The organism is Luteibacter sp. ME-Dv--P-043b, assembly GCF_030209605.1.
GTDB lineage: Bacteria > Pseudomonadota > Gammaproteobacteria > Xanthomonadales > Rhodanobacteraceae > Luteibacter.
Map to the genome: position 1 here is coordinate 330154 of NZ_JARVRT010000018.1, position 19896 is coordinate 350049.

9 protein-coding genes are annotated in these 19896 nt (G+C 57.9%); 7 read left to right on the forward strand and 2 right to left on the reverse strand.

The features are described 5' to 3' along the window. Window positions 1-33: 33 nt before the first annotated feature. Together QRN34_RS12820 and QRN34_RS12825 are read right to left on the reverse strand one after the other, a co-directional pair. Entirely contained in the window at window positions 34-729 is a 696-nt protein-coding gene (locus tag QRN34_RS12820; RefSeq protein WP_285404965.1) for a hypothetical protein, read from the reverse strand. A gap of 898 nt (window positions 730-1627) precedes the next feature. Next, window positions 1628-2695, reverse strand: a complete 1068-nt coding sequence (locus QRN34_RS12825) for an aldo/keto reductase (protein ID WP_285404967.1) — start codon at window positions 2693-2695, stop codon at window positions 1628-1630. Window positions 2696-2787: 92 nt separating this feature from the next. Between QRN34_RS12825 and QRN34_RS12830 the strand changes: the two genes are divergently transcribed. From QRN34_RS12830 to QRN34_RS12860, 7 genes are all read left to right on the forward strand, one after another. Beyond that, window positions 2788-3717 (forward strand): AraC family transcriptional regulator, encoded by a 930-nt coding sequence (locus QRN34_RS12830; RefSeq protein WP_285404969.1) that lies wholly within the window; start codon window positions 2788-2790, stop codon window positions 3715-3717. 292 nt (window positions 3718-4009) lie between these two features. Continuing rightward, window positions 4010-4330, forward strand: coding sequence for a hypothetical protein (locus QRN34_RS12835; protein WP_285404971.1), 321 nt, complete (start codon window positions 4010-4012; stop codon window positions 4328-4330). A 1613-nt stretch (window positions 4331-5943) separates the two neighbouring features. Beyond that, window positions 5944-7632: a carbamoyltransferase N-terminal domain-containing protein gene (locus QRN34_RS12840; protein WP_285404972.1), complete on the forward strand. Its 1689-nt coding sequence runs from the start codon at window positions 5944-5946 to the stop codon at window positions 7630-7632. Between the two features lie 57 nt (window positions 7633-7689). Beyond that, window positions 7690-7884 (forward strand): MbtH family NRPS accessory protein, encoded by a 195-nt coding sequence (locus QRN34_RS12845; RefSeq protein ID WP_285404974.1) that lies wholly within the window; start codon window positions 7690-7692, stop codon window positions 7882-7884. 99 nt (window positions 7885-7983) lie between these two features. Then, entirely contained in the window at window positions 7984-9333 is a 1350-nt protein-coding gene (glyA, locus tag QRN34_RS12850; RefSeq protein ID WP_285404975.1) for a serine hydroxymethyltransferase, read from the forward strand. A 422-nt stretch (window positions 9334-9755) separates the two neighbouring features. Next, window positions 9756-18401: a non-ribosomal peptide synthetase gene (locus QRN34_RS12855; protein ID WP_285404976.1), complete on the forward strand. Its 8646-nt coding sequence runs from the start codon at window positions 9756-9758 to the stop codon at window positions 18399-18401. Beyond that, on the forward strand, window positions 18398-19896 hold a 1499-nt coding region (locus tag QRN34_RS12860; protein ID WP_285404977.1), incomplete at its 3' end, for a condensation domain-containing protein. The genes QRN34_RS12855 and QRN34_RS12860, both read left to right, overlap by 4 nt.

Genomic DNA, 19896 nt, shown 5'->3' on the forward strand with positions numbered 1-19896 from the left:
TTGGAATCGTACGTCGTGTGATTCGATACGGCATCACCCTATCCTCCGCACCAAGGTATGCCGGCTCCAGGTCCGCTCATCCAAATCGCTGCTCAGTTTCCGTTGACGCAAGAGGCTAGCCACGGCCGCGAGTACCGTAGCGGGAGGCTGATCGCTCAACCGGTCCAGCACCTCACCCAAGGCAACGCCCTGGCTAGCGGAAACCTGCGCCATGACCAAAGCCTCGGCGACACCCAAGGACCGCCCGCGACAGCGAAGATAGGACCCAATGATGCGGATCCAGTTAGAAATACGCGTATGCGCAGCGTCCAATTCGGCGGCAGTGATTTCTTCAAACTGGCCGCCTAACCGTCTCGCCGCCGCTGCGTACCGCTCGAGCAGCCGGGCGTTCCTTGCGTCGCTTGGATCAAGAGGTCGTACCGCCACCCGTCGGCAGCGGCGGCTTCCATCTCGCAGGGTGATCACTCCATCAAACCGCAGCGGTCTCTCGTCGGCTCTGTCGAGCGAAGTCGGCGTTGGTTCGAGGGCGTAATCAGCTAGTCCGACTTCAGGGTCGCCCTCGGTGAAATAAAAATGCTCATGCCTGAGATCACCCAGCAAGGGGATTCGCACCTCCCTACCAATGGCATGGACAATCCAAATACCGGAGCGGACATCCTCATTGCCATCGGGACAGCCTGCCGCCCTGCGCCTCTGCGCGCGCGCTGGAGATGTGCCTTGCTTTGCCATGAACTACCTCCCTCAGTGGGGAGGCGACCGGCTGCGACGTGTGCTTTTTTGGGCATGACCGCCGCTTGACAACAGCATCGCCGTTGCCTAATTTGATCCCGGATTCTCCGTCACGAGCTCCGAGCGAAGCCCTCAACGCCACTGCAATGACGTGAGGGCTTTATTTTTGCCGCATCGCCTCTGGGTTCACCAAACTGGTCTCATACGTATACAAGTCACGCACCTTTCGCCGTGGTACGGACTCTTTTTCCGTATTCCCGAACGCATGTCAACCCTTTTCTTTTCTACTAGAGAAAAAAGATCAAATATTACTTTTTCGACGAAAATGATCGACTATTAGTTCGGAAATCGCGAACTGAACTTCTACCATTACGCGCTGCTTGATACTGGAATCAATGGCTTCCAAACCATGGAACGGACGGAGATTACTTCCGTGCACGCTATCCATCATGCAGATGCATGATGCGCTGCCCTGGGTGCGAAGCGTGTCCGCGGCCGTCCATGCGCCGCGCGGTGCTTTGGCCACGTTCGTGGACAGGTCACCGCGTCCCTGGCGAGCTGGTATTGATGCGTCGCGTCTGGCAATTCGCCGTTGCCCGCATCCGTCGTGCAAATCGAAGCATTCGTGGGCTACGCCATCAAGCGCGGTCGCCGGCGACGGGAGCATCGTTAGGGAAGACGAGATCAACGCTGGACAGCCCGCCGGAAGTCGGCGTTGGTCCTGGAATTGACTCAGGGCAAGTCGTCGATATCGGATTCTCCGTTGCGCGATCCAGCCTAGTCTGGCCGTTCCGGACAAACCTATACGGACGTCCAACGCGTTTGTCCTAGTCGAGGCGCCGCGAACGCATTGTTGTCCCGAGAAGATTCTTCGATTAAGCCGACGTAACTGCGACGCTTACACCGCAGCTTCGCCCAGCGTCCAGCTCTTGCCCTCCCAAGGATGGCCCTCAGGGACGCGCGACTTGGCATTGTAGGACTGGATCCATCCGGGGTAGCACGCCGGCAGGGCACTCGCGGTATCCAACTGCGCCAGATCATCCGCCGACAAGGTCAGATCGAAAGCCTCCAGGTTGGCTTGCAGCTGGTCGGGTCGCTTGACGCCGATGATGACGCTAGTCACCGCCTTGCGCGAAAGCAGCCATGCCAGCGCGACCTGCGCCGGTGTTGTCGTGTGACGATCGGAGACCGCGCGCAACGCGTCGATGACGTCGTAGGCCACTTCCTCGTCCACTGGCGGGAACGCGATGCGTGCACGGCGCGCCGTCGCGTCGCTCGTGCCGGAACGGTCGAACTTGCCGGACAAGAGACCGCCGGCCAACGGGCTCCAGCAGAGCAAGCCGAGCCCCTGATCCTGGGCGAGCGGGAGCAGTTCTCGCTCAACATCGCGCCCGGCCAGTGAGTAATACGCCTGGATCGAAACAAAGGGCTCGAGGTTGAGCCGCCCCGCGAGACCCAGTGCTTTCATCAGCTGCCAGGCCGCAAAGTTCGAGCAACCTAAATGGCGCACCTTGCCCGATCGCACCATGTCATCCAGGGTCCGAAGCACGACCTCTGCCGGCGTCAACGGGTCAAAGTTATGGAGCTGATAGAGGTCGATGTAGTCCGTCTTCAACCGTTTCAGGCTGCCGTCCAGCGCGGCCATCATGTGATGGCGTGACTGGCCTAGGTCGTTGACACCCGGACCCGTTCTGGCGCTCGCCTTCGTGGCCACCACCAGCTCGTGGCGGCGACCGGCCAGGATCTCACCCAGGACCTCTTCGGAGCCCCCCATGCCATATACATCGGCCGTGTCCAGCATATTGATGCCAGCTTCCATGGCCGCGCCGAGAATGCGATCGGCGTCACGGGCATCCAAGCGGCCAATGGCATTGCCGGCAGCGGTGTCCGCGCCACCGAAAGTCATGGTGCCCAGGCAAAAGCGCGATACAAAGAGTCCAGTGGCGCCCAAGGAGGCGTAGTGCATGGCGAGACATCCGTTGAGGGGGGATGTCATGGTGGCGCGGCAATAGCCGAACGGTCTATCCTTCGTCGTCGCCATTTCATAAGCGATCGTCCATGAGCGACCCCCTGTCAAGCTTTTTTCGTGCCGTCACCATCCAGAGCGTCGTGTCCGCCCAAGTGACGGTGCGTGGCGACTGGGGCGCTCGCTATCCAGCCTACCGACACTTGAAGTTCGGCAGCCTTCTGTCAGGCGAACGCTGGATCGGTGTGGAGGGAGAAAGCCCCATACGAATGCACGCGGGCGATTTTTACCTTTTGACCGACGGGCGTCCTTACTACGTCGCTTCGGCGCCGGATACGCCATTGGTCGATGGTGCGGCTGCCTTCGGAAAGGGAGGCGACCCCTCCGGCGCCTTGGAGGTCGGCTCGGGCGCGATATCGAGTATGGCGATCGGCGGACGGTTCACCTTTTCGGACGACGATATGGCCGGGCAGCTTCGCTTCCTTCCCGCACTGATTCACATTCGAGCAAGCGAGGACACCCAGGGGCGCCTGGCGAACCTCCTGGCGATGCTCAAGGAGGAAACGCAACATGCAGCCCCAGGCGTGACGTTCGCGTTGGCAAACGTTGCCAACCTGATCTTGGTGCGCATCCTTCGCATCTACACGGTACGCGTCGATATCGGGCCTAGTTGGCTTTGCGGCAGCCTTGACCCGGCGATTTCGGCAGTCCTGTCGCTCATGCACCAAAAGCCGCAGATGCGCTGGACCGTGCAGACACTCGCTAACCACGTCGGCCTCTCGAGATCGACCCTGGCAGACAGGTTTCAGCAAAAGGTGGGCCAGGCGCCCATCGCCTACTTGACGCAATGGCGCATGCTGCTGGCTCGCGTGGCCCTACGCCAAGGCCAGCCCATTGCGACCTTGGCAAGCGAGATTGGCTTTGGCTCGGCCGCAGCATTCGGCCTGGCGTTCAAGCGCGAAACCGGCCTCAGCCCGGGGTGCTATCGGCACCGTGCGACAAGGCCCAACCATCCCGTATAGGTAGGCGCACCTCGCACGGCCGCCACGCCCAGAGAGCGCACATCAACTCGTTTCTTTTCTTCAACAGAAAAGAGATCAAGATTAGTTCCGCGACGAAAAATGATCGACTATTAGTTCAGAAATGGCGAACTAAACTTCTACCAGTACGACGTTATTACTATTTACATCAATGCCTTACAAGCCATGCTATAGATGAAAAATTGCTTCCGCGCACTCCAGCGCACGATGACCGAACGCTATAGTCCTTGGCCAACAGCCGCCAAGCGCGCGGCGTCAACAACATGGACTTCGCATGGAATCGGTGACCTTCCCAACGAACGAACCCGGCGCTGCTCACACGGACTGCATCTTGCCGAACGTCGACCCAACTCCCGAGCTACTCACCTTCGAGTCCCTGAACCAGCGGCTGTCAACGATGCCGGACTACGACGCGCCGACACAGATGGATGCCGTCAAAGTTTCTGGGCCAAATCTGTCGAAAGTCTGGGCCAATGCTGCCAACCTTTCTGGGCCATCGACTTCAAACCGCCAAGTAGTCCAGGCCAGTCATAGAAAGCTGCCAACAAAGCTGGGCCACGCTTCTCAATCCGCCAACAATTTTGAACCACACTAAGAAACCGACGTCCGTTGTTGTTTATGACGCGACAGCAGCAGTCGCGCACTAGGTCGGTACCGACTTATCGACCCGCGGGGCCATTTTACTCGCCAACGCTATGACGTTTGCAGGGTCGCCTGCAAAGGCTTCCGCTGGTGTGCGAGCGGTGTCTGAGAACCCCTTTAGGTATTCGGTGGCCTCCATTACATCTTCAATCCGCCTTCGGTAGTACGCACATGATCGCGGCGAAAGAAACCTGTTCGGCTGATATAGCCAGAATGCTCGTCGCCATCCGCCGCTGTCCTCAGTTGTCGGATCATGCCCGTATAGGGATGAGAGGATCTTCAGCAGGTCTCGGAGAGTCGCTTCGGATACGCCTGGTTCAAACTGGAAGTCCGGGTATACAAACTCGCCGCGGGTTTTATCCCAAACCCCGAAGAGCTGATCAGCAGCGCGTCGGGCTTTCACAGCATCAGCCGCACTCCCCTGCGGCAGGCCTAAGCGCGTCGCTGTTCCGCGGAACCGCAGAGCTACTGCTGCCTGTCCGCGCCCAAGAAGGACACGTCGCAATCCAAGGGGGCCGAGCTCTCAGCGACGACGATGTCGATCGGTGAAGCGTCTGTGCGACCGCACTGGTCTTGTTGCAACATCGACAAGCTCACCGCCGACGCCTCGGCCACGTCCGGGCGTAAGGTGAGCGTCGTCGACTACAACCGCCGAGCCATTGCCGGATCTCGCCTTCGCAGTGGTCTTGATCACATCGATCCGAAGAACGGCGGCTCGAGACCAAGGCACTCAACGACGGGCGTAGCGGAAGCACAGCGGAAGCCATCGTGAAGGGTTGCTGCGTAGGGCACGGTTTTCAGGCGCCGAGATTTGTGTGCGATACGCCTTCGCTCTTTGCACGCCATCGGTTTCGCCGCGGCAACGATGGAAGGCATCTCGCACACTGGCCATCACGGCCTGACACGCGTTATGCGACGCACGTCACACTTGCGAGCCCATAGCGCCCTCTCGCGACTGCAGAGAGGTGTGCTTATCGGGAAACGTAATACTCAAAAAACATCGCGGACTCACGAGACCCGCTACATCGATTGCGTCGTGAAAAACTCGATGATCTCAACGTGATGAATTCTCTAGAATTTGGAAATCCTTGTAAGGTTTCGCCTACATCAAAAGGAGAACGATACCTACAACAGGCAATGCTGTCTGAAAGAATTTGCGATGCAATAAGCACATCTGCAGTTGTGCTGAGTCTTGCACCGATACCAACGGTGCGGGTATGGTTACTGCTCGACATATGTAGCACGTCATTGAAAGCGGACGGGCAAGCTCTTGAGTACGAATTAGGACTATGAGTGACGTGAACGTGCCAGCGCGTCTCGCGTTGGTCACGAGGTTCGACATCAACGGATTGCCATCATGGCGTCGCCCAAGATAGCCCTCGCTGCGGATCGCTCGGTCACATGCCCAATGCATCAAGGGGCCGAGAAGAGAACAAAGATGCGCAGTGCAAGGCTGTTCACATATAAGCGTTGCCATCATCGGTCACGTGACCGTAGCGACCTCGCAGTAGTCTCGTCGAAACGCACTCAGTCCGCACTTTTCATGCTTCGGCAAAGGGAAGTCATATGATCATATGTGGCATCAAGCTTACCCATGATGCAGCCGTTGCTGTTATAGAAGACGGCGTCCTCCGTTTTTCTCACGAGATAGAGAAGCGAGATAACAATAAGCGATACAGTGAAATAGAAGACCTTTCGCAAGTCGAGGCCGTATTAAGGGAAGAAGGTTTGCAGGTAGAGGACATCGACCGGTTCGTGATCGACGGCTGGCATGGTCCAAATGCAAACTGGCACGAGATTCCCGTCCTTAGAGCCACCGCTGGAGGGTTAGATACGCGGCTCCACGTCGCAACGTACAACGAAGCCACACCGCAGGATGACATCCTGAAGATGTCTTCATTTGAAGGCGGCTTGTATCTTGACGGACAATCCCTTCCCTACGTCAGTTATAAGCACGTAGCCGGTCATATCATGGGCGCCTACTGTTGCAGCCCGTTCGCATCTGCAAACGAGCCGGCTTACGTCCTCGTCTGGGATGGAGGGCAGTATCCGCGGCTATACCACGTGGATCCGGTCGCAAGGAAGGTTTCGAACCACGGCCAATTGTTCTTCTTCCTGGGAACGATATACGCGATCATGGGCCACTATTTCGGCCCGTACAAGCGCACAGAGGATCAGCTGCATCGGGAGCGCGCGGAGGCGACTATGGAGGGCTACTTCGGTGGTTATTCGATCGCTGGCAAGCTTATGGCATACATTGCCAAAGGCAATGTCCAGCCCGAGCTTCTGCGCGATCTGGCTGACATCCACGCCCGCGAACTTGAAATCAGCAACCATTTCGAGCATCGCTACGCCCGTGCTGTGCGCGATCACGCTAAGCGCGTCGGGTACAGCGATGCGGACGTGCTGCTGACGAATCATGTCTACCTTGAGCAGCTATTGGTCGAAGGTTTGCGGAAGAAGTTTGCTTCGGGCCTTGCTGACGCGGGTCTTTGCTTTACCGGTGGCGCCGCTCTGAACATCAAGTGGAATAGTGCACTTCGCGGAAGCGGGATCTTCAGCAGCGTGTGGGTGCCACCGTTTCCAAACGATTCAGGGAGTGGCCTGGGCACAGCATGCTGCGAGTGGTTTCGCGCAGGCGGCAACTCACTATCGTGGAATGTCTACGCGGGGCCGAAAATTGTTGCAGATTCGTGTGTACACGATGCATCCTGGCGTGCGCGCGAGTGCAGCCTCGATGAACTCGCGCGCCACCTCGCATCGAGCGGTGAACCCGTCGTCTTCCTCGGCGGCCGTGCCGAGCTTGGTCCGCGAGCCCTCGGAAATCGCAGTATTCTCGCACCTGCGGTCGACGCTGGCATGAAGACCCACCTCAATGACATAAAACGACGTGAGCAATTCCGTCCTGTCGCACCGATCTGCCTCGAAAAGTACGCTCCGGACATCTTTGCGCCTGGTTCGCCGGACCCCTTCATGTTGTTCGACCACGATGTGCGCGACGAGTGGAAAGCGAAAGTGCCGGCCATCTGTCACCTCGATGGAACGGCACGTCTTCAGACGATTTCTGAAGCGGAGAACCCCGACATTTATCGATTGCTCGAGGCGTACTACCAGATAACCGGCATTCCGCTCCTGTGCAATACCAGTGCCAATCTTAACGGATCGGGCTTCTTCCCCAATGTCCAGAGTGCCATCGAGTGGGGCGGAGTAGCGCACATTTACTGCGAAGGAAGGATGTATTCGCGGAACTCTTAGCGGTCACGCCAATAGAGCGCTGACCCCACTTCATTAGTCAACGCCGTGAGGGAAAATATGAGCCAAGAAGCTTCCGGAACCGTCTATGCCGTCGTTGCAAACGACGAGGAGCAGTATTCGATCTGGCCTGCACACAGGGATCTTCCAGACGGATGGCGTATCGCAGGAGTGCAAGGGTCCAAAGAAGCCTGCCTTGATTATATCGAAGTGCACTGGGTCGATATGCGGCCAAGATCAATTCGCACTTCCTGAAAATGACAAGCGTTCGTCGGCGGCAGATCGGGGCGCGGAAGCGCACATCCGTGAGTCGGCGGTTATCGAATTGCGCGACCTTGAAATGTGGAGGGACTGATGAGTGCGACGCATATGGGGCGTTACCTTGCTAAAGGAATTAGCGAACTTCAGGAACAGGATCCCCAACTCTTCGCGATACTCGAGCGCGAGCATGTCCGCCAGTCGGAATCCCTTTCTCTAATAGCTTCAAGTGGAGGAACCGATCCGTCGGTGCTTGTGGCGTCGGCAAGCACGATGGTTAACGTTACCGCCGAAGGATATCCCGGGAAGCGATACCACGCCGGCTGCACATATGTCGACCAGGCCGAAACACTGGCAATAGAGAGAGCCAAGAGTGTTTTTGGCGCCCGCTACGTCAACGTGCAACCGCATTGCGCTAGCTTCGCGAACCACGCCGTCATGCAAGCTGTTCTGAGCCCTGGGGATACGATTTTGGGAATGGCCCTGGATCAGGGCGGACATTTGACCCACGGCTCAGCAGCGAATCTCAGTGGACGGTTGTTTCGATCCATCGGCTATGGATTGGATGCCAACGGCTTTATCGACTACGACGGCATCCGACGTCTCGCGTTGGAGAACCGGCCTCGTTTGATCATCTGCGGCACGACGTCCTACACACGTACGATTGATTTCGATCGCATTCGGCGAATCGCAGACGAAGTCGACGCACTGGTACTCGCGGACATCACACATATCGCAGGATTGGTCGTGGCGGGGTTACACCCCAGCTCGATCGATGCGGCGCACTTTACGACCACGTGCACATTCAAGCAGTTGTTCGGTCCGAGGGGTGGGCTCGTGCTGATGGGCCGTGATGCGGATAGCCCATGGACGGAAGGGAGAACTTTTTCTGAATGCGTCCAGGCGTCAGTTTTTCCATTGATGCAGGGCTCACCCGAAGTGCACAGCATCGCGGCGAAGGCACGCGCCATGGGACGGTTACTTGAGCCAGGTTTCCGAGACATCGCACGGCGCATAAGATCAAACGCTGGTGTACTTGCCGACGATCTACAGGCGCGGGGCTACCAGCTCGTCGGCGGCGGGACAGACAACCACCTCGTACTGTTTCACGCTCCGAACGACCTAACCGGCGACATGGCGTCCAGAGCTCTTGAGAGCTGCAACATTCTCGTCAACAAAAATAAAATTCCCGGCGACCGAAGGGGTGCCACGGTCGCTAGTGGAATCCGTTTGGGCACGAACACCGTCTCGCTTCGTGGGATGCAAGCTGCCGAAATGCTTCGCTGCAGTTCGCTCATCGATGACGTTCTTTCCCACGCCAGACCGCTGAATGGCGGTGAGGTTTACCTCAGCGAGGACCTGCGAGACCGAGTCGTCAGCGAGGTTTCCTCACTCTGTCGCGCTTTCCCAATGCCCTACGACGTGACTCAAGACGTCACTGCCTAGAGCTGCCTCTGTTCCTAACAGCATCGCGTTGACCACGAGCGCCTTCTATGAACTCTTCTGTCGGTCGGAATGCACCTAACGACATCGATTCGCCTCAAGGTTCAGGCCTTGGGGAGGTAAAAGGGCTGACGTGTCTTATTCAGCCAAGGCGAGTGGACGGCAACGCCGTTGCCCGACGCCGAATCGAGATTGAGATCGACGCCAGGATGGTAGGGCGTATTCGTGAGTACTGCAGTTCATCGCGACTGGAAGTCCGCACCGTTTTCCACGCCGCATGGGCCCGAGTACTGGGTGGCTTCGCTGGCTCGGATGACGTGGTCTATCTTGCTAAGGAAGACAGGTCTGGGGACGATGCCGGAACGGAGAGGCAACTTCTAGTTCGGGTTACTGTCAGCCCTTCAGCCAGGACTGACGAATGGTTGATGAGCGTCGAGCAGTCACTTTATGCTGCCCGGTCTTTGGCGTCATTAAACACGGACGAAGTTGCGGAAACGTTCCTCGAAGCCAGCGCGCATGGGGAGTTTTCTTCTGCACTTCGGTTTGTAGAAGAAAGTACCGCGAACGCGAATCCGAAAGGATTTTTCATCGCGACAGGGTTCGAACTGGGCGTTATCTTGTCCGAGCGAGAAGCTACGCTAACGATAGATTTTGATGAGCGGCTTTTGGACGGCCGGCGAGCGAAAGAGATCATCGATCAATGGCGATTAGTCGTGGAGGCGATGACTACGGGTGCGCCGTGTGTGTGGCAGGCGGCGGTGGTTTCCGGGCCCTACGCTATCCGAGCATTGCGAGACTGGAACGCGGTCGAGGCTCCCTTGGATCGACACCTTACCCTGCACGGGATGGTCGAGCGCTGGTCAGGAAGCCATCCTGATGCCGTTGCCTTGATCACTACGGAGCGCTTACTAACCTACGCGCAGCTCGATAGCGAAGCGAATCAGTTGGCGCATGAGCTCCTCCGACTTGGGGTCTGCGGAGGCGATCGTGTGGGCCTCTGTACGAGAAAAGGTGCTCAGTCCATCACAGCAATGCTTGCTGTGATGAAGGTCGGCGCGGCCTATGTGCCGATCGATCCGGATTATCCGGAAGCACGAGTTGATTTTATGATCAACGATGCCCGAATCAAGGTACTGATGATCTGGCACGCGCCGATCCACGCCGCGGCCCTCCACGGCATTCCCGTTGTCGATCTCGAAATGGATGAGCTCCGGCTCCGCACCCATCCATCAACGTCGCCGCGAGTGTCCGTCGGTTCCGATGCGTTCTGCTACGTCATCTATACCTCAGGTTCGTCAGGTCAGCCCAAGGGCGTGATGCTGGATCACCTAGGACGCGTCAACAATATCGCGGACTACGTTCGCAGGCTGTCGCTCTCTCCACAAGATCGCGTGCTCTGTGTTTCCTCGCTCAGCTTCGATATATCGGTCTGCAACATCTTCACGATGTTTCATGCTGGTGGAGCCGTCGTGTTGCCTGACCCCTCTCGTAGCAAGGATCCAGATCATTGGCTGGAACTACTAGGCATCCATGGCGTGACGTTCTGGCATTCGGCACCTGCCCTTCTGGACGCATTGCTGGAGTCCACAGACGAGAGCGCGTATCGCAACGATTCGCTCCGCAGGGTGTTGGTAGGTGGGGACTGGGTTCCGCTTACCCAACCAGGACGTTTGCGGAAAGCGTTCCCGCATGCATCCTTCGCTACCGCCGGCGGTGCCACTGAACTCTCTATTGATTCGACCTTCTATGCCGTTGACGACGTTTCTCCAGAGTGGAGCAGCATCCCCTACGGCCGCCCCATGGACAACCAAGTCGCGTTAATCCTCAGTCACGACTTAGCCATCGTCCCAGTGGGTGTCCCGGGGGAGCTTCATTTAGGCGGCGTGGGCGTAGCAGCGGGCTACTTCGACCGCCCTGCTCTGACGGCCGACCGATTTATCCCGCATCCCTGGCCGAGTTCGCCTGGCGAGCGACTTTATCGGACAGGCGATCTCGCCAAGTATGGACAGGATGGAACGATTGAGTTGCTGGGTCGAATGGATTTTCAGGTCAAGGTCGCTGGAGTGCGGGTCGAGTTGGGCGAGGTTGAGGCAGTCGTCCTGCGCCATGACGCAGTTATATCCTGTGTTGCGGCCGCACAGCGCCATGAGAACGGCAGGACTTACCTTGCCTGTTATGTGGTTGCGGAACCTCTCGCCGATGTAATCGTCCTTCCGGATCTGTTACGCGAGTGGGCAAAGGCGCGCCTTCCTTCACATGCGGTGCCGGAAGCCTACATAGTGCTGGATCGCATTCCTCTCACGCCCAATGGCAAGGTAGACCGAAGAAACCTTCCCATGGAGGTAGCGCGAACGCCTGAAAGTCATGCTCCCGTCGGGGAAACAGAAGTTGCGCTCCATCAAATCTGGGCATCGTTGCTCCGACGCGATTCGATAGGTCGACACGAGCGATTCTTCGAGGCAGGAGGTTATTCGCTGCATGCGGTACGACTCCTCGCTAGAGTAAGGGAGAGCTTCGGTGTCGATCTCCCGTTGGCGTCGCTGTTCGAGTCACCGAGTCTGTCCTCGATGGCGGCATCCATCAGACACGAGGTGGCCGAAGCCAAACCGATCAGGGATCGGCCGCTTCTTGCGAAGCAGGAGCTGCCTTTACGGCGACTTCGGGCCTCGTTCTCTCAAGAGCGGCTCTGGTTTCTCAGTCGTCTAGACGATGCTTTGAGCGTTGCCTATCACATTCCTTATCGAGTTCGTCTGAAGGGTCATCTGCAGGAGGCCCCACTCCGCAAGGCACTGGACTTCGTCTGGAACCGTCACGATTCGATCCGTGCGACATTCAGAGATACCGAGCACGGCGTGGTCATCGACGAACTACCAAAAGATATCGGTTTTCCCTTGGAAGTTTTCGATTTCCGCGGTATGCCTGATGCGATGCTCCGGGCCGATGAGCAGTTGTCGCGCTCAACCCACGCACCGTTTGATCTCTCGACTGTCGCACCGGTCCGCGCGATCCTCGTAAAGGTCACCGACGAGCTGACCGAGTTCCTGGTCGTGCATCACCACATCGTGTCAGATGGATGGTCCCTCGCTATATTTCTTGGCGAGCTCAATGAACTGTATTCCGATGAGCGTTTCGATGACGCTCGGCCATCCTTGCCTCTGCAATACGCCGACTATGCGCATTGGCAGCGTCAGCACTTTACATCTGAGCACCTTAGCCCCGAGGTCGCCTACTGGCGCAGTGCGCTGCAAGGGGTGACGACGAGTCTTGCTCTTCCCACCGACCGACGCAGAAGGCTGCGTCCGTCGTTCGCTGCTGATGTTGTGGACCTAGATCTCGGCCCCGAGTTGACTGCTTCCCTTAGAAAATTTGGCGCCGCACACTCGACGACCGTCTTTACCATCCTGCTCACCGCATGGGCGATAGTGCTGTCGCGGTTGTCGGGTCAGGAGGACATCGTCATCGGCGTACCAGCTGCGAACCGTGGTGAGCCTTCGACGGAATCGATGGTGGGCTATTTCGTCAATACTTTGCCGCTCCGCGCAGACCTATCTGGCGATCCCTCCGTCGCAACGCTGATTCACCGGATGACGCGGCGATGCATCGAAGCTCAGCAGCATCAGGATCTTCCACTCGGAACGATCATCGAGATGGTCAACCCGCAAAGGTCGATCGAGCACATGCCGCTCTTCCAGGTGGCGTTTGCATGGCAAAATCATGAGGAGGTGGAACTCAGTTTCGACGGGGTAGAGACGATTCCTCTCACGTGTGAGACGCGCATGGGCAAGTTCGACCTCGAATTGAGCTTGCGCGATCGCAACGGATCCATTGGCGGAAGCCTTCGTTTTCTAGAAAGCCTTTTCGACCGCGCGACCGCCATTCGACATCGTGGCTATTTTATCGAAGCGCTTCGCGCGATGCTGCAAGAAGCTGAAGCCCCCTTGCGCGAGATAGATGTTATCCCGCGTAGTGAGCGCGAGGCGCAACTCGAATCGGCGAGGGCCATCGTGGACGCTTACGACGATGGGAGTTGCTTGCATCATCCGTTTGAGCGACACGCGAGGGCGAAGCCCGACGCTCCTGCACTGTGTATGGACGGCGTGACGGTCACCTATGGCCAACTCAATGATAGGGCCACACGCCTGGCTTGGTTGCTAGCGGAGAAGGGCGTCGGTCCCGGTCAACGGGTCGCCATTGTGATGGAGAAAAACTTCGCCCTGATAGTGGCGATGCTGGCAACCCTCAAGGTAGGTGCCGCATACGTTCCTGTAGACGCGACCTACCCGGTCGATCGCATTCATTTCATCTTGTCTGATTGCGATCCGGCAATGGTGATTTGTCACGAAGAGCCAGCGTCGATCAGTAACGATGCATTACCCGCCGTGGTGGTACTTGACCGCGATGGATTTTTTGACGGACACACGATCCCACGGGCATCGGATCTGCGTGGAGTGGCCGCGAAAGATGCGGCCTATCTGATCTACACGTCCGGATCCACAGGAACGCCCAAGGCCGTTATCGTAGAGCATGCGAATGCGTGCAGACTGTTTTCTTCAACGGCTCCGTTGTTTGAATTCGCTCTTACAGACACGTGGACTATGTTCCATACCCATGCCTTCGATTTCTCGGTTTGGGAGATATGGGGTGCTCTCTCCTTCGGAGCCAGGCTCGTCATAGTGCCACCCTCCGTTGCGCGATCCCCCGAAAAGTTCCATGCACTGCTCGCCCGGGAAGGGGTCACCGTACTTAACCAGACCCCTACGGCCTTTGCCGCTCTTGACGAGATAGATGCGGAGAGTTCGGTGCCGCTCGCCCTGCGATTGGTAATCTTCGGCGGTGAGTCGCTGAATGCGAGTGCACTCCGAGAGTGGATGGCGCGTCATGGCGATCATCACCCGAGGATGATCAACATGTATGGCATCACGGAAACCACCGTTCATGTGACGTATCGGCCACTCACGCGACGGGACGCATCAGGGGACGAAGGCAGCCTAATCGGTCGCCCTTTGCCCGATCTTTCGGTTTACCTTCTGGGTTCTCGCGGTGAGTTGCTTCCATTTGGGGCGACTGGCGAGATGTACGTAGGCGGCGCCGGTGTGGCACGGGGCTATTTCGACCGCGACGCGCTCACCGCTGAACGCTTCGTCGATAATCCTTGGGTTCCCGGACAACGGCTTTACCGTACTGGGGACCTTGCCCGTCTTCGTACCGGTGGTGACATAGAGTATCTCGGACGTGCGGATCATCAGGTGAAGGTTCGTGGATACCGAATTGAACCCGCCGAGGTCGAGACGGCTCTCATGCAGGCCAGTGGAGTTGCCGCCGCGACCGTCATCGCTACGCGAAGCGTCACCGGCACTATGCAGCTGGTGGCCTATGTCGTAAGACGCAGGAACGATAAGACAAGCCCCTCTGTGCCAGATGGAGCGTGGTCTGAGGAGCTACGTCGATTTGCCATCGCAAGGCTACCAGAACACATGGTTCCAGCGTTTATCGTGGCACTCGATGTGCTGCCTCGCACAAGCAACGGGAAGGTGGACCTAGATGCGCTCCCTCTACCCAGCACTCAGGCAGTGGATCGAACATTTTCGCCGCCCAGAAATGAGCTCGAGGAACGTCTTTGTGAGGCATGGTCAGTCGCTTTGCGGCAGGCGCGCGTGGGCATCCAGGACAACTATTTCAGTCTGGGCGGTGATTCCATCCTTTCAATTCGGCTGATCGCTCTTCTACGATCATGGGGTATCTCGCTCGAACTACGAGACCTCTACGAGTACCAGACAATCGAAGAGTTGGCCGCCCACGTGGTTCGGCAGGAAAGGCCGGCGGGCGCAGATGACATTGGACCGTTCGCTCTGTTGACGCTCGATGAGGCGGACGAGTTCGCCACGCTTTACGAAGACGCGTACCCGATGTCCTTGCTTCAGGAAGGCATGATTTTCCACAGCCACATCGAGAACTTCAACGGTATATACCACGACCTCATGTCCGACTGCATCCGCGCCGCGTGGCGTGAGGACTTGTTTCTCCGATCGGTCGAGAATCGCTTCCGCCAGAATCCTCTCTTGCGCACCGGGTTCAGGCTCGGCGGTAAAAGACCAATTCAGTTCGTGCGCAAACCCCGCGCTGTGCAGCTAGGCATCGATGACCTTCGCTCTTTGCCGAAAGATGAGCAGGACGCTCATGTTCGTGGATGGATGGAGCAGCGAAAGCGACATACGTTCGATTGGCAGTCGGAGGATCTTCTCGCTTTCCACGTCTTCTTGCGAGAGGACGAGATGTTCGAATGTATGATCAGCTTTCACCATTCGATACTGGATGGCTGGAGCGTCGCCTGCCTGAAAAGCGACCTGTACATGGATTACGCTGACTACTTGGCTGGCCGCACAGTTCGTCAAGGTCCGGTGGATCACACGTATCGGCACTTCATCCGGATGGAGGAGCTTGCAGCCAAGGACGAGGTCTCCCGTCACTATTTTAGGCATCTACTGCAGGATCTTCCAGCACCGCAATTGCCGAGAAGTCATCCCGCCACGGCGGGCGGCACTAGGATTCGATGTGACGTGCCGGCTTTTGCTGACCTGGCCCCCAAACTGCAGTCGGTTGCGACCCGTCTAGGCGTGCCGTTCCGAGCCATCCTCCTGGCGGCCCAGTTCCGAGCGCTGGCCATGGTAACCGGGCTGAATCGTGTTTCTGCTTGCGTCGTCCATCACGGTAGGCCCGAGACAGAACAGGGCGAGCGGGCTCTGGGGCTCTTTCTTAATGCCCTACCCATGGTTATGTCGCCAACCCGTGGGACTTGGCGCGAACTCATCGATGCGGCGTGCGCATCGCTTAACGAGGTGCTTCGGCACCGTCGCTACCCGGCTGCGTTGATCGCCAAGGACTTAGGCAATCCGCTTTCGGAGATTGTTTTCAACTACACCCATTTTCATGCCTACAACGATCTAGGCAGCGACAGTGCGTCTGAGCTGCGGATACTCTCATCAAGCGGCTTTGAACACACTAATTTCGCGTTTAGCGTCAATGTGTCGCGCGAACCATCAGGTGATGGAGCACAGTGCTGGATCGATCTGGACGTCAGCCGTTTCGACGAGAACTCGGCTGTCGCGTGGATGCAGCATTTTATCCGAGGCTGCCTCGGGATCGTCAACGACGTCGAGGCACCGCTTCAGAATGTCGTGCATCCTGCTGGCGACGGTGATGATTCCGCTGTACCAAGTACTCCTGCTACCCGCCCGCCGGAAACCGCTTTAACGGCGTACGCCATGTTCCAGGCGAATGCTTCGTTGAACCCGAAGTCAATCGCCATCGAGAGCGATGGCGAGGTTCTGACTTATGCGGAAATGGATATGAAAGCTGATCGCCTGGCATCGCATTTGGTGCAGGCAGGTTTGCGCCCGGAGTACGTGGTGGGCATCTGTACCGCTAGCCCGGTCGCGTTCGCCACCGCGCTGGTTGCGGTGGCGAAGGCCGGTGGCACGTCCCTTCCCATTGATTCGGGCTATCCAGCGGAGCGAATCGATTTTTTGCTCAGCGATGCCAACCCTGTCGTCCTCTTGGTAGACGACGCGGGCAGGCCAGCACTCAAGGGCGTGTCAACGCCCGTGATGATGATCGGTATAGACGCGTGGAATGGCCACGCTTTTGTCGATATGGCGGAGCCAGGCACCGCCCTTTCCGTGAGGCAGCTCGCCTACATTATTTATACGTCCGGCTCCACCGGAAAACCCAAGGGCGTCATGGTAGAACATGGCGGCCTCGCAAACCTCTCGCGGTGGCATGGACATACGTTCGGAATTCACGCCGGTACGCGCGTAGCCGCCATGGCACCCGTTGGCTTCGATGCGAGCATCTGGGAGATATGGGGCTGTCTTGCGAATGGAGGCACGCTTGTCATGCCTCCGGCGGCTTACCAAGGCAATCCCGATCAGTTGCTTGCATGGATAGGCCAGCAAGAGGTGGATCTAATGTTCCTCGTCACGCCGCTGGCGGTTGAGGCCCTTGAAGGTGGGGCTCTGCCTGAACGACTAAGAAGCCTTCTCATCGGTGGAGACGCGATAAAACGTATTCCCAGTCAGGCCAGTCACCTGATCTTGGTGAACAACTATGGGCCGACGGAGACGACGGTGGTATGCACGTCGGGTGTGTTGCGCGACGACGACCCGGCGTTGCACATCGGCATGGCCATTGATGGGGCCAGCATTTACTTGCTTGATGAGTTCGGCGATCCAGTGAGGCGTGGCGATATTGGCGAGATTGTTGTCGGCGGTGCGGGGGTAAGTCGTGGCTATCTCAAACGACCTTCACTTACCGCGAGTCGGTTCCGTCCGGATCCGTTCGCTACGGAACCAGGAAGCCGCATGTATCACACTGGCGATCTTGGACGTATTCTCCCCACGGGTAGGATCGAGTTCATTGGGCGCCAGGACGATCAGATTAAGATCCGCGGGTACCGTGTTGAACCGTCCGAAGTCGCTTCGTGCCTGATCGCATCTCCGGATGTGCTGGATGCCGTGGTCGTTGGCCAGGACGACGGGTCCGGAAACAATCGGCTAGTGGCATACATCATCCCGAACCGCCCAAGGCCAGGGAGTGATACCAACTGGCACGAAGCTCTCGCGTCGTATCTTGCGTCTAGGCTACCGTCGCACCTGGTGCCTTCCGCATTCGTATCCATAGAACGCGTACCGCGCACCGCTCAGGGAAAGCTTGACCGCGGCGCCCTCCCCCCGGCATCGGGTGGAACAATGACTCGGCCTCCTTATGTACAACCTGAGGGCGAGTTCACAGTGGCCGTTGCCCGTATCTGGGAAGAATGTCTCGGAGTGGCGAACATCGGCGCAGCCGACAACTTCTTCTTGCTGGGCGGCCATTCGCTCGTCGCGCTGCGCATGCGTAGTCGCCTGGAGAGTGAGCTTGGCGTGTCGGTGCCACTGTCGATGCTCTTCGAAGCCCCGCAGTTGGAGGCGTTCGTCAGACGTACCCTTATGGCATCCATCGTGGAGGAGCTCGGCCACGAACTCTCCGCCGAGGACGTCATCGGCATGCAGTCCATTGAAGGAACGGCACCATGACTCAGCCATTCCCTCCCTCGCTCGACGACATCGACACAGCGACCCTAGAGCGCCTTCGCCAGACCGCGCAGCGCCGACGTGCGGAGGGTTCGGCTTCGCGCAAGTCATCGTTGATCATTACCGAGGTAGAGGATGGTGACGAACTGTCGTTTGCTCAGTCCCGAATGTGGTTCCTCACCCAGTTCGACACCGCAGCATCAGCCGCCTATGTGGTCTCGTACGCTGCGCGGCTTAGCGGTTCGCTCGACATTCGACTGTTTCGCCGGGCTCTGGATTGTATCTGGGAACGTCATGCTGCCCTACGCGCGTCTTTTCCGTTGAGGGAAGGCACGGCTTCGATTCATCTTCATCCGGCCGAAACAGGAATGCCGTTCGCAATACGCGAGTACGGAATGAATGAAGGTGATATAGACAGTGCGCTATCCGAGGAGCTGGAGCGTCCATTCGATCTCGCCAACGGGCCCCTTATCCGGGTCACGCTTTGGCAGCTATCCGCGTCCCACTATGTTCTCCTGATCGCTCAGCATCATCTGATCTCTGATGGCTGGTCCCTAGGCATTCTGGTTCGTGAGCTGGGCTTGTTCTATTCCGCAAATGTAGCAGGGCGATCCCATGACTTGCCTGTGCTGCCGATTGAATATGGAAGTTATGCCAGTTGGCAACGGCAGTGGTTGGATGGAGGTCACGGCGCGGCTCAGCTGAAGTATTGGAGAGATCGCCTTTCCGATCTCCCGGAACTGTGCACCCTGCCGACCGATCGCCCACGTCCTTCACGCCAAGAGTACGAGGGCGGCTGCCTAAAGCTGGCACTCGGGAAGCAGCTTTCTGACCGCTTAGCTCGGTTCGCAAGCGGGCGCAACGCCACGCCCTTCATGATCGTTCTCACAGCCTGGAATGCACTTCTAAGTCGCCTCAGCAATCTGGATGACGTTATCGTGGGAACCCCCGTTTCCGGGCGCGGGCATCTCGATACTCATGGCCTTCTGGGCCTCTTCGTCAATACGCTGGCACTACGTAGCGATACCTCCGGCGACCCTTCTATGCGGGAGCTTCTGCATCGGGTCAGAAAAACGGTGGTGGAATCTCAGGATCACCAAGACCTACCATTTGAGCAGGTGGTCGAGGCTGTAAATCCGTCGCGGCATCTGGATCGCTCGCCTCTGTTCCAGACGATGTTGATTTGGCAGGACCAGGCAGAGTTCCGGATGCATCTCCCTAATGTGTCGTGCGAGCTCGTCGACACGCCCTATCGTAAGGTTCGATTCGATCTCGAGATGACTCTGGGCGCATCGCCCGAAGGCATAGTGGGCTCGCTCAATTTCTCGCTCGCACTTTTCGACGAAGACACCATCGTGCGATACGTCGGATATTTTCGTCGGTTGCTGGACGCGATCGTCGAAGACAGCGACGTCAAGCTGTCCGAAGTCAGCTTGTTGTCCGCCGACGAGCGGACCTTGTTGCTGGAGACCTTCAACGACACGGCGGCGCCCTTCCC

Bases quoted from the DNA above. Each gene is read 5' to 3' on its own strand.
- QRN34_RS12820 (WP_285404965.1), bottom strand. From the start codon at position 729: ATGGCAAAGCAAGGCACATCTCCAGCGCGCGCGCAGAGGCGCAGGGCG.
- QRN34_RS12830 (WP_285404969.1), top strand. From the start codon at position 2,788: ATGAGCGACCCCCTGTCAAGCTTTTTTCGTGCCGTCACCATCCAGAGC.
- glyA (WP_285404975.1), top strand. From the start codon at position 7,984: ATGAGTGCGACGCATATGGGGCGTTACCTTGCTAAAGGAATTAGCGAA.
- QRN34_RS12825 (WP_285404967.1), bottom strand. From the start codon at position 2,695: ATGCACTACGCCTCCTTGGGCGCCACTGGACTCTTTGTATCGCGCTTT.
- QRN34_RS12845 (WP_285404974.1), top strand. From the start codon at position 7,690: ATGAGCCAAGAAGCTTCCGGAACCGTCTATGCCGTCGTTGCAAACGAC.
- QRN34_RS12840 (WP_285404972.1), top strand. From the start codon at position 5,944: ATGATCATATGTGGCATCAAGCTTACCCATGATGCAGCCGTTGCTGTT.
- QRN34_RS12835 (WP_285404971.1), top strand. From the start codon at position 4,010: ATGGAATCGGTGACCTTCCCAACGAACGAACCCGGCGCTGCTCACACG.
- QRN34_RS12855 (WP_285404976.1), top strand. From the start codon at position 9,756: ATGAGCGTCGAGCAGTCACTTTATGCTGCCCGGTCTTTGGCGTCATTA.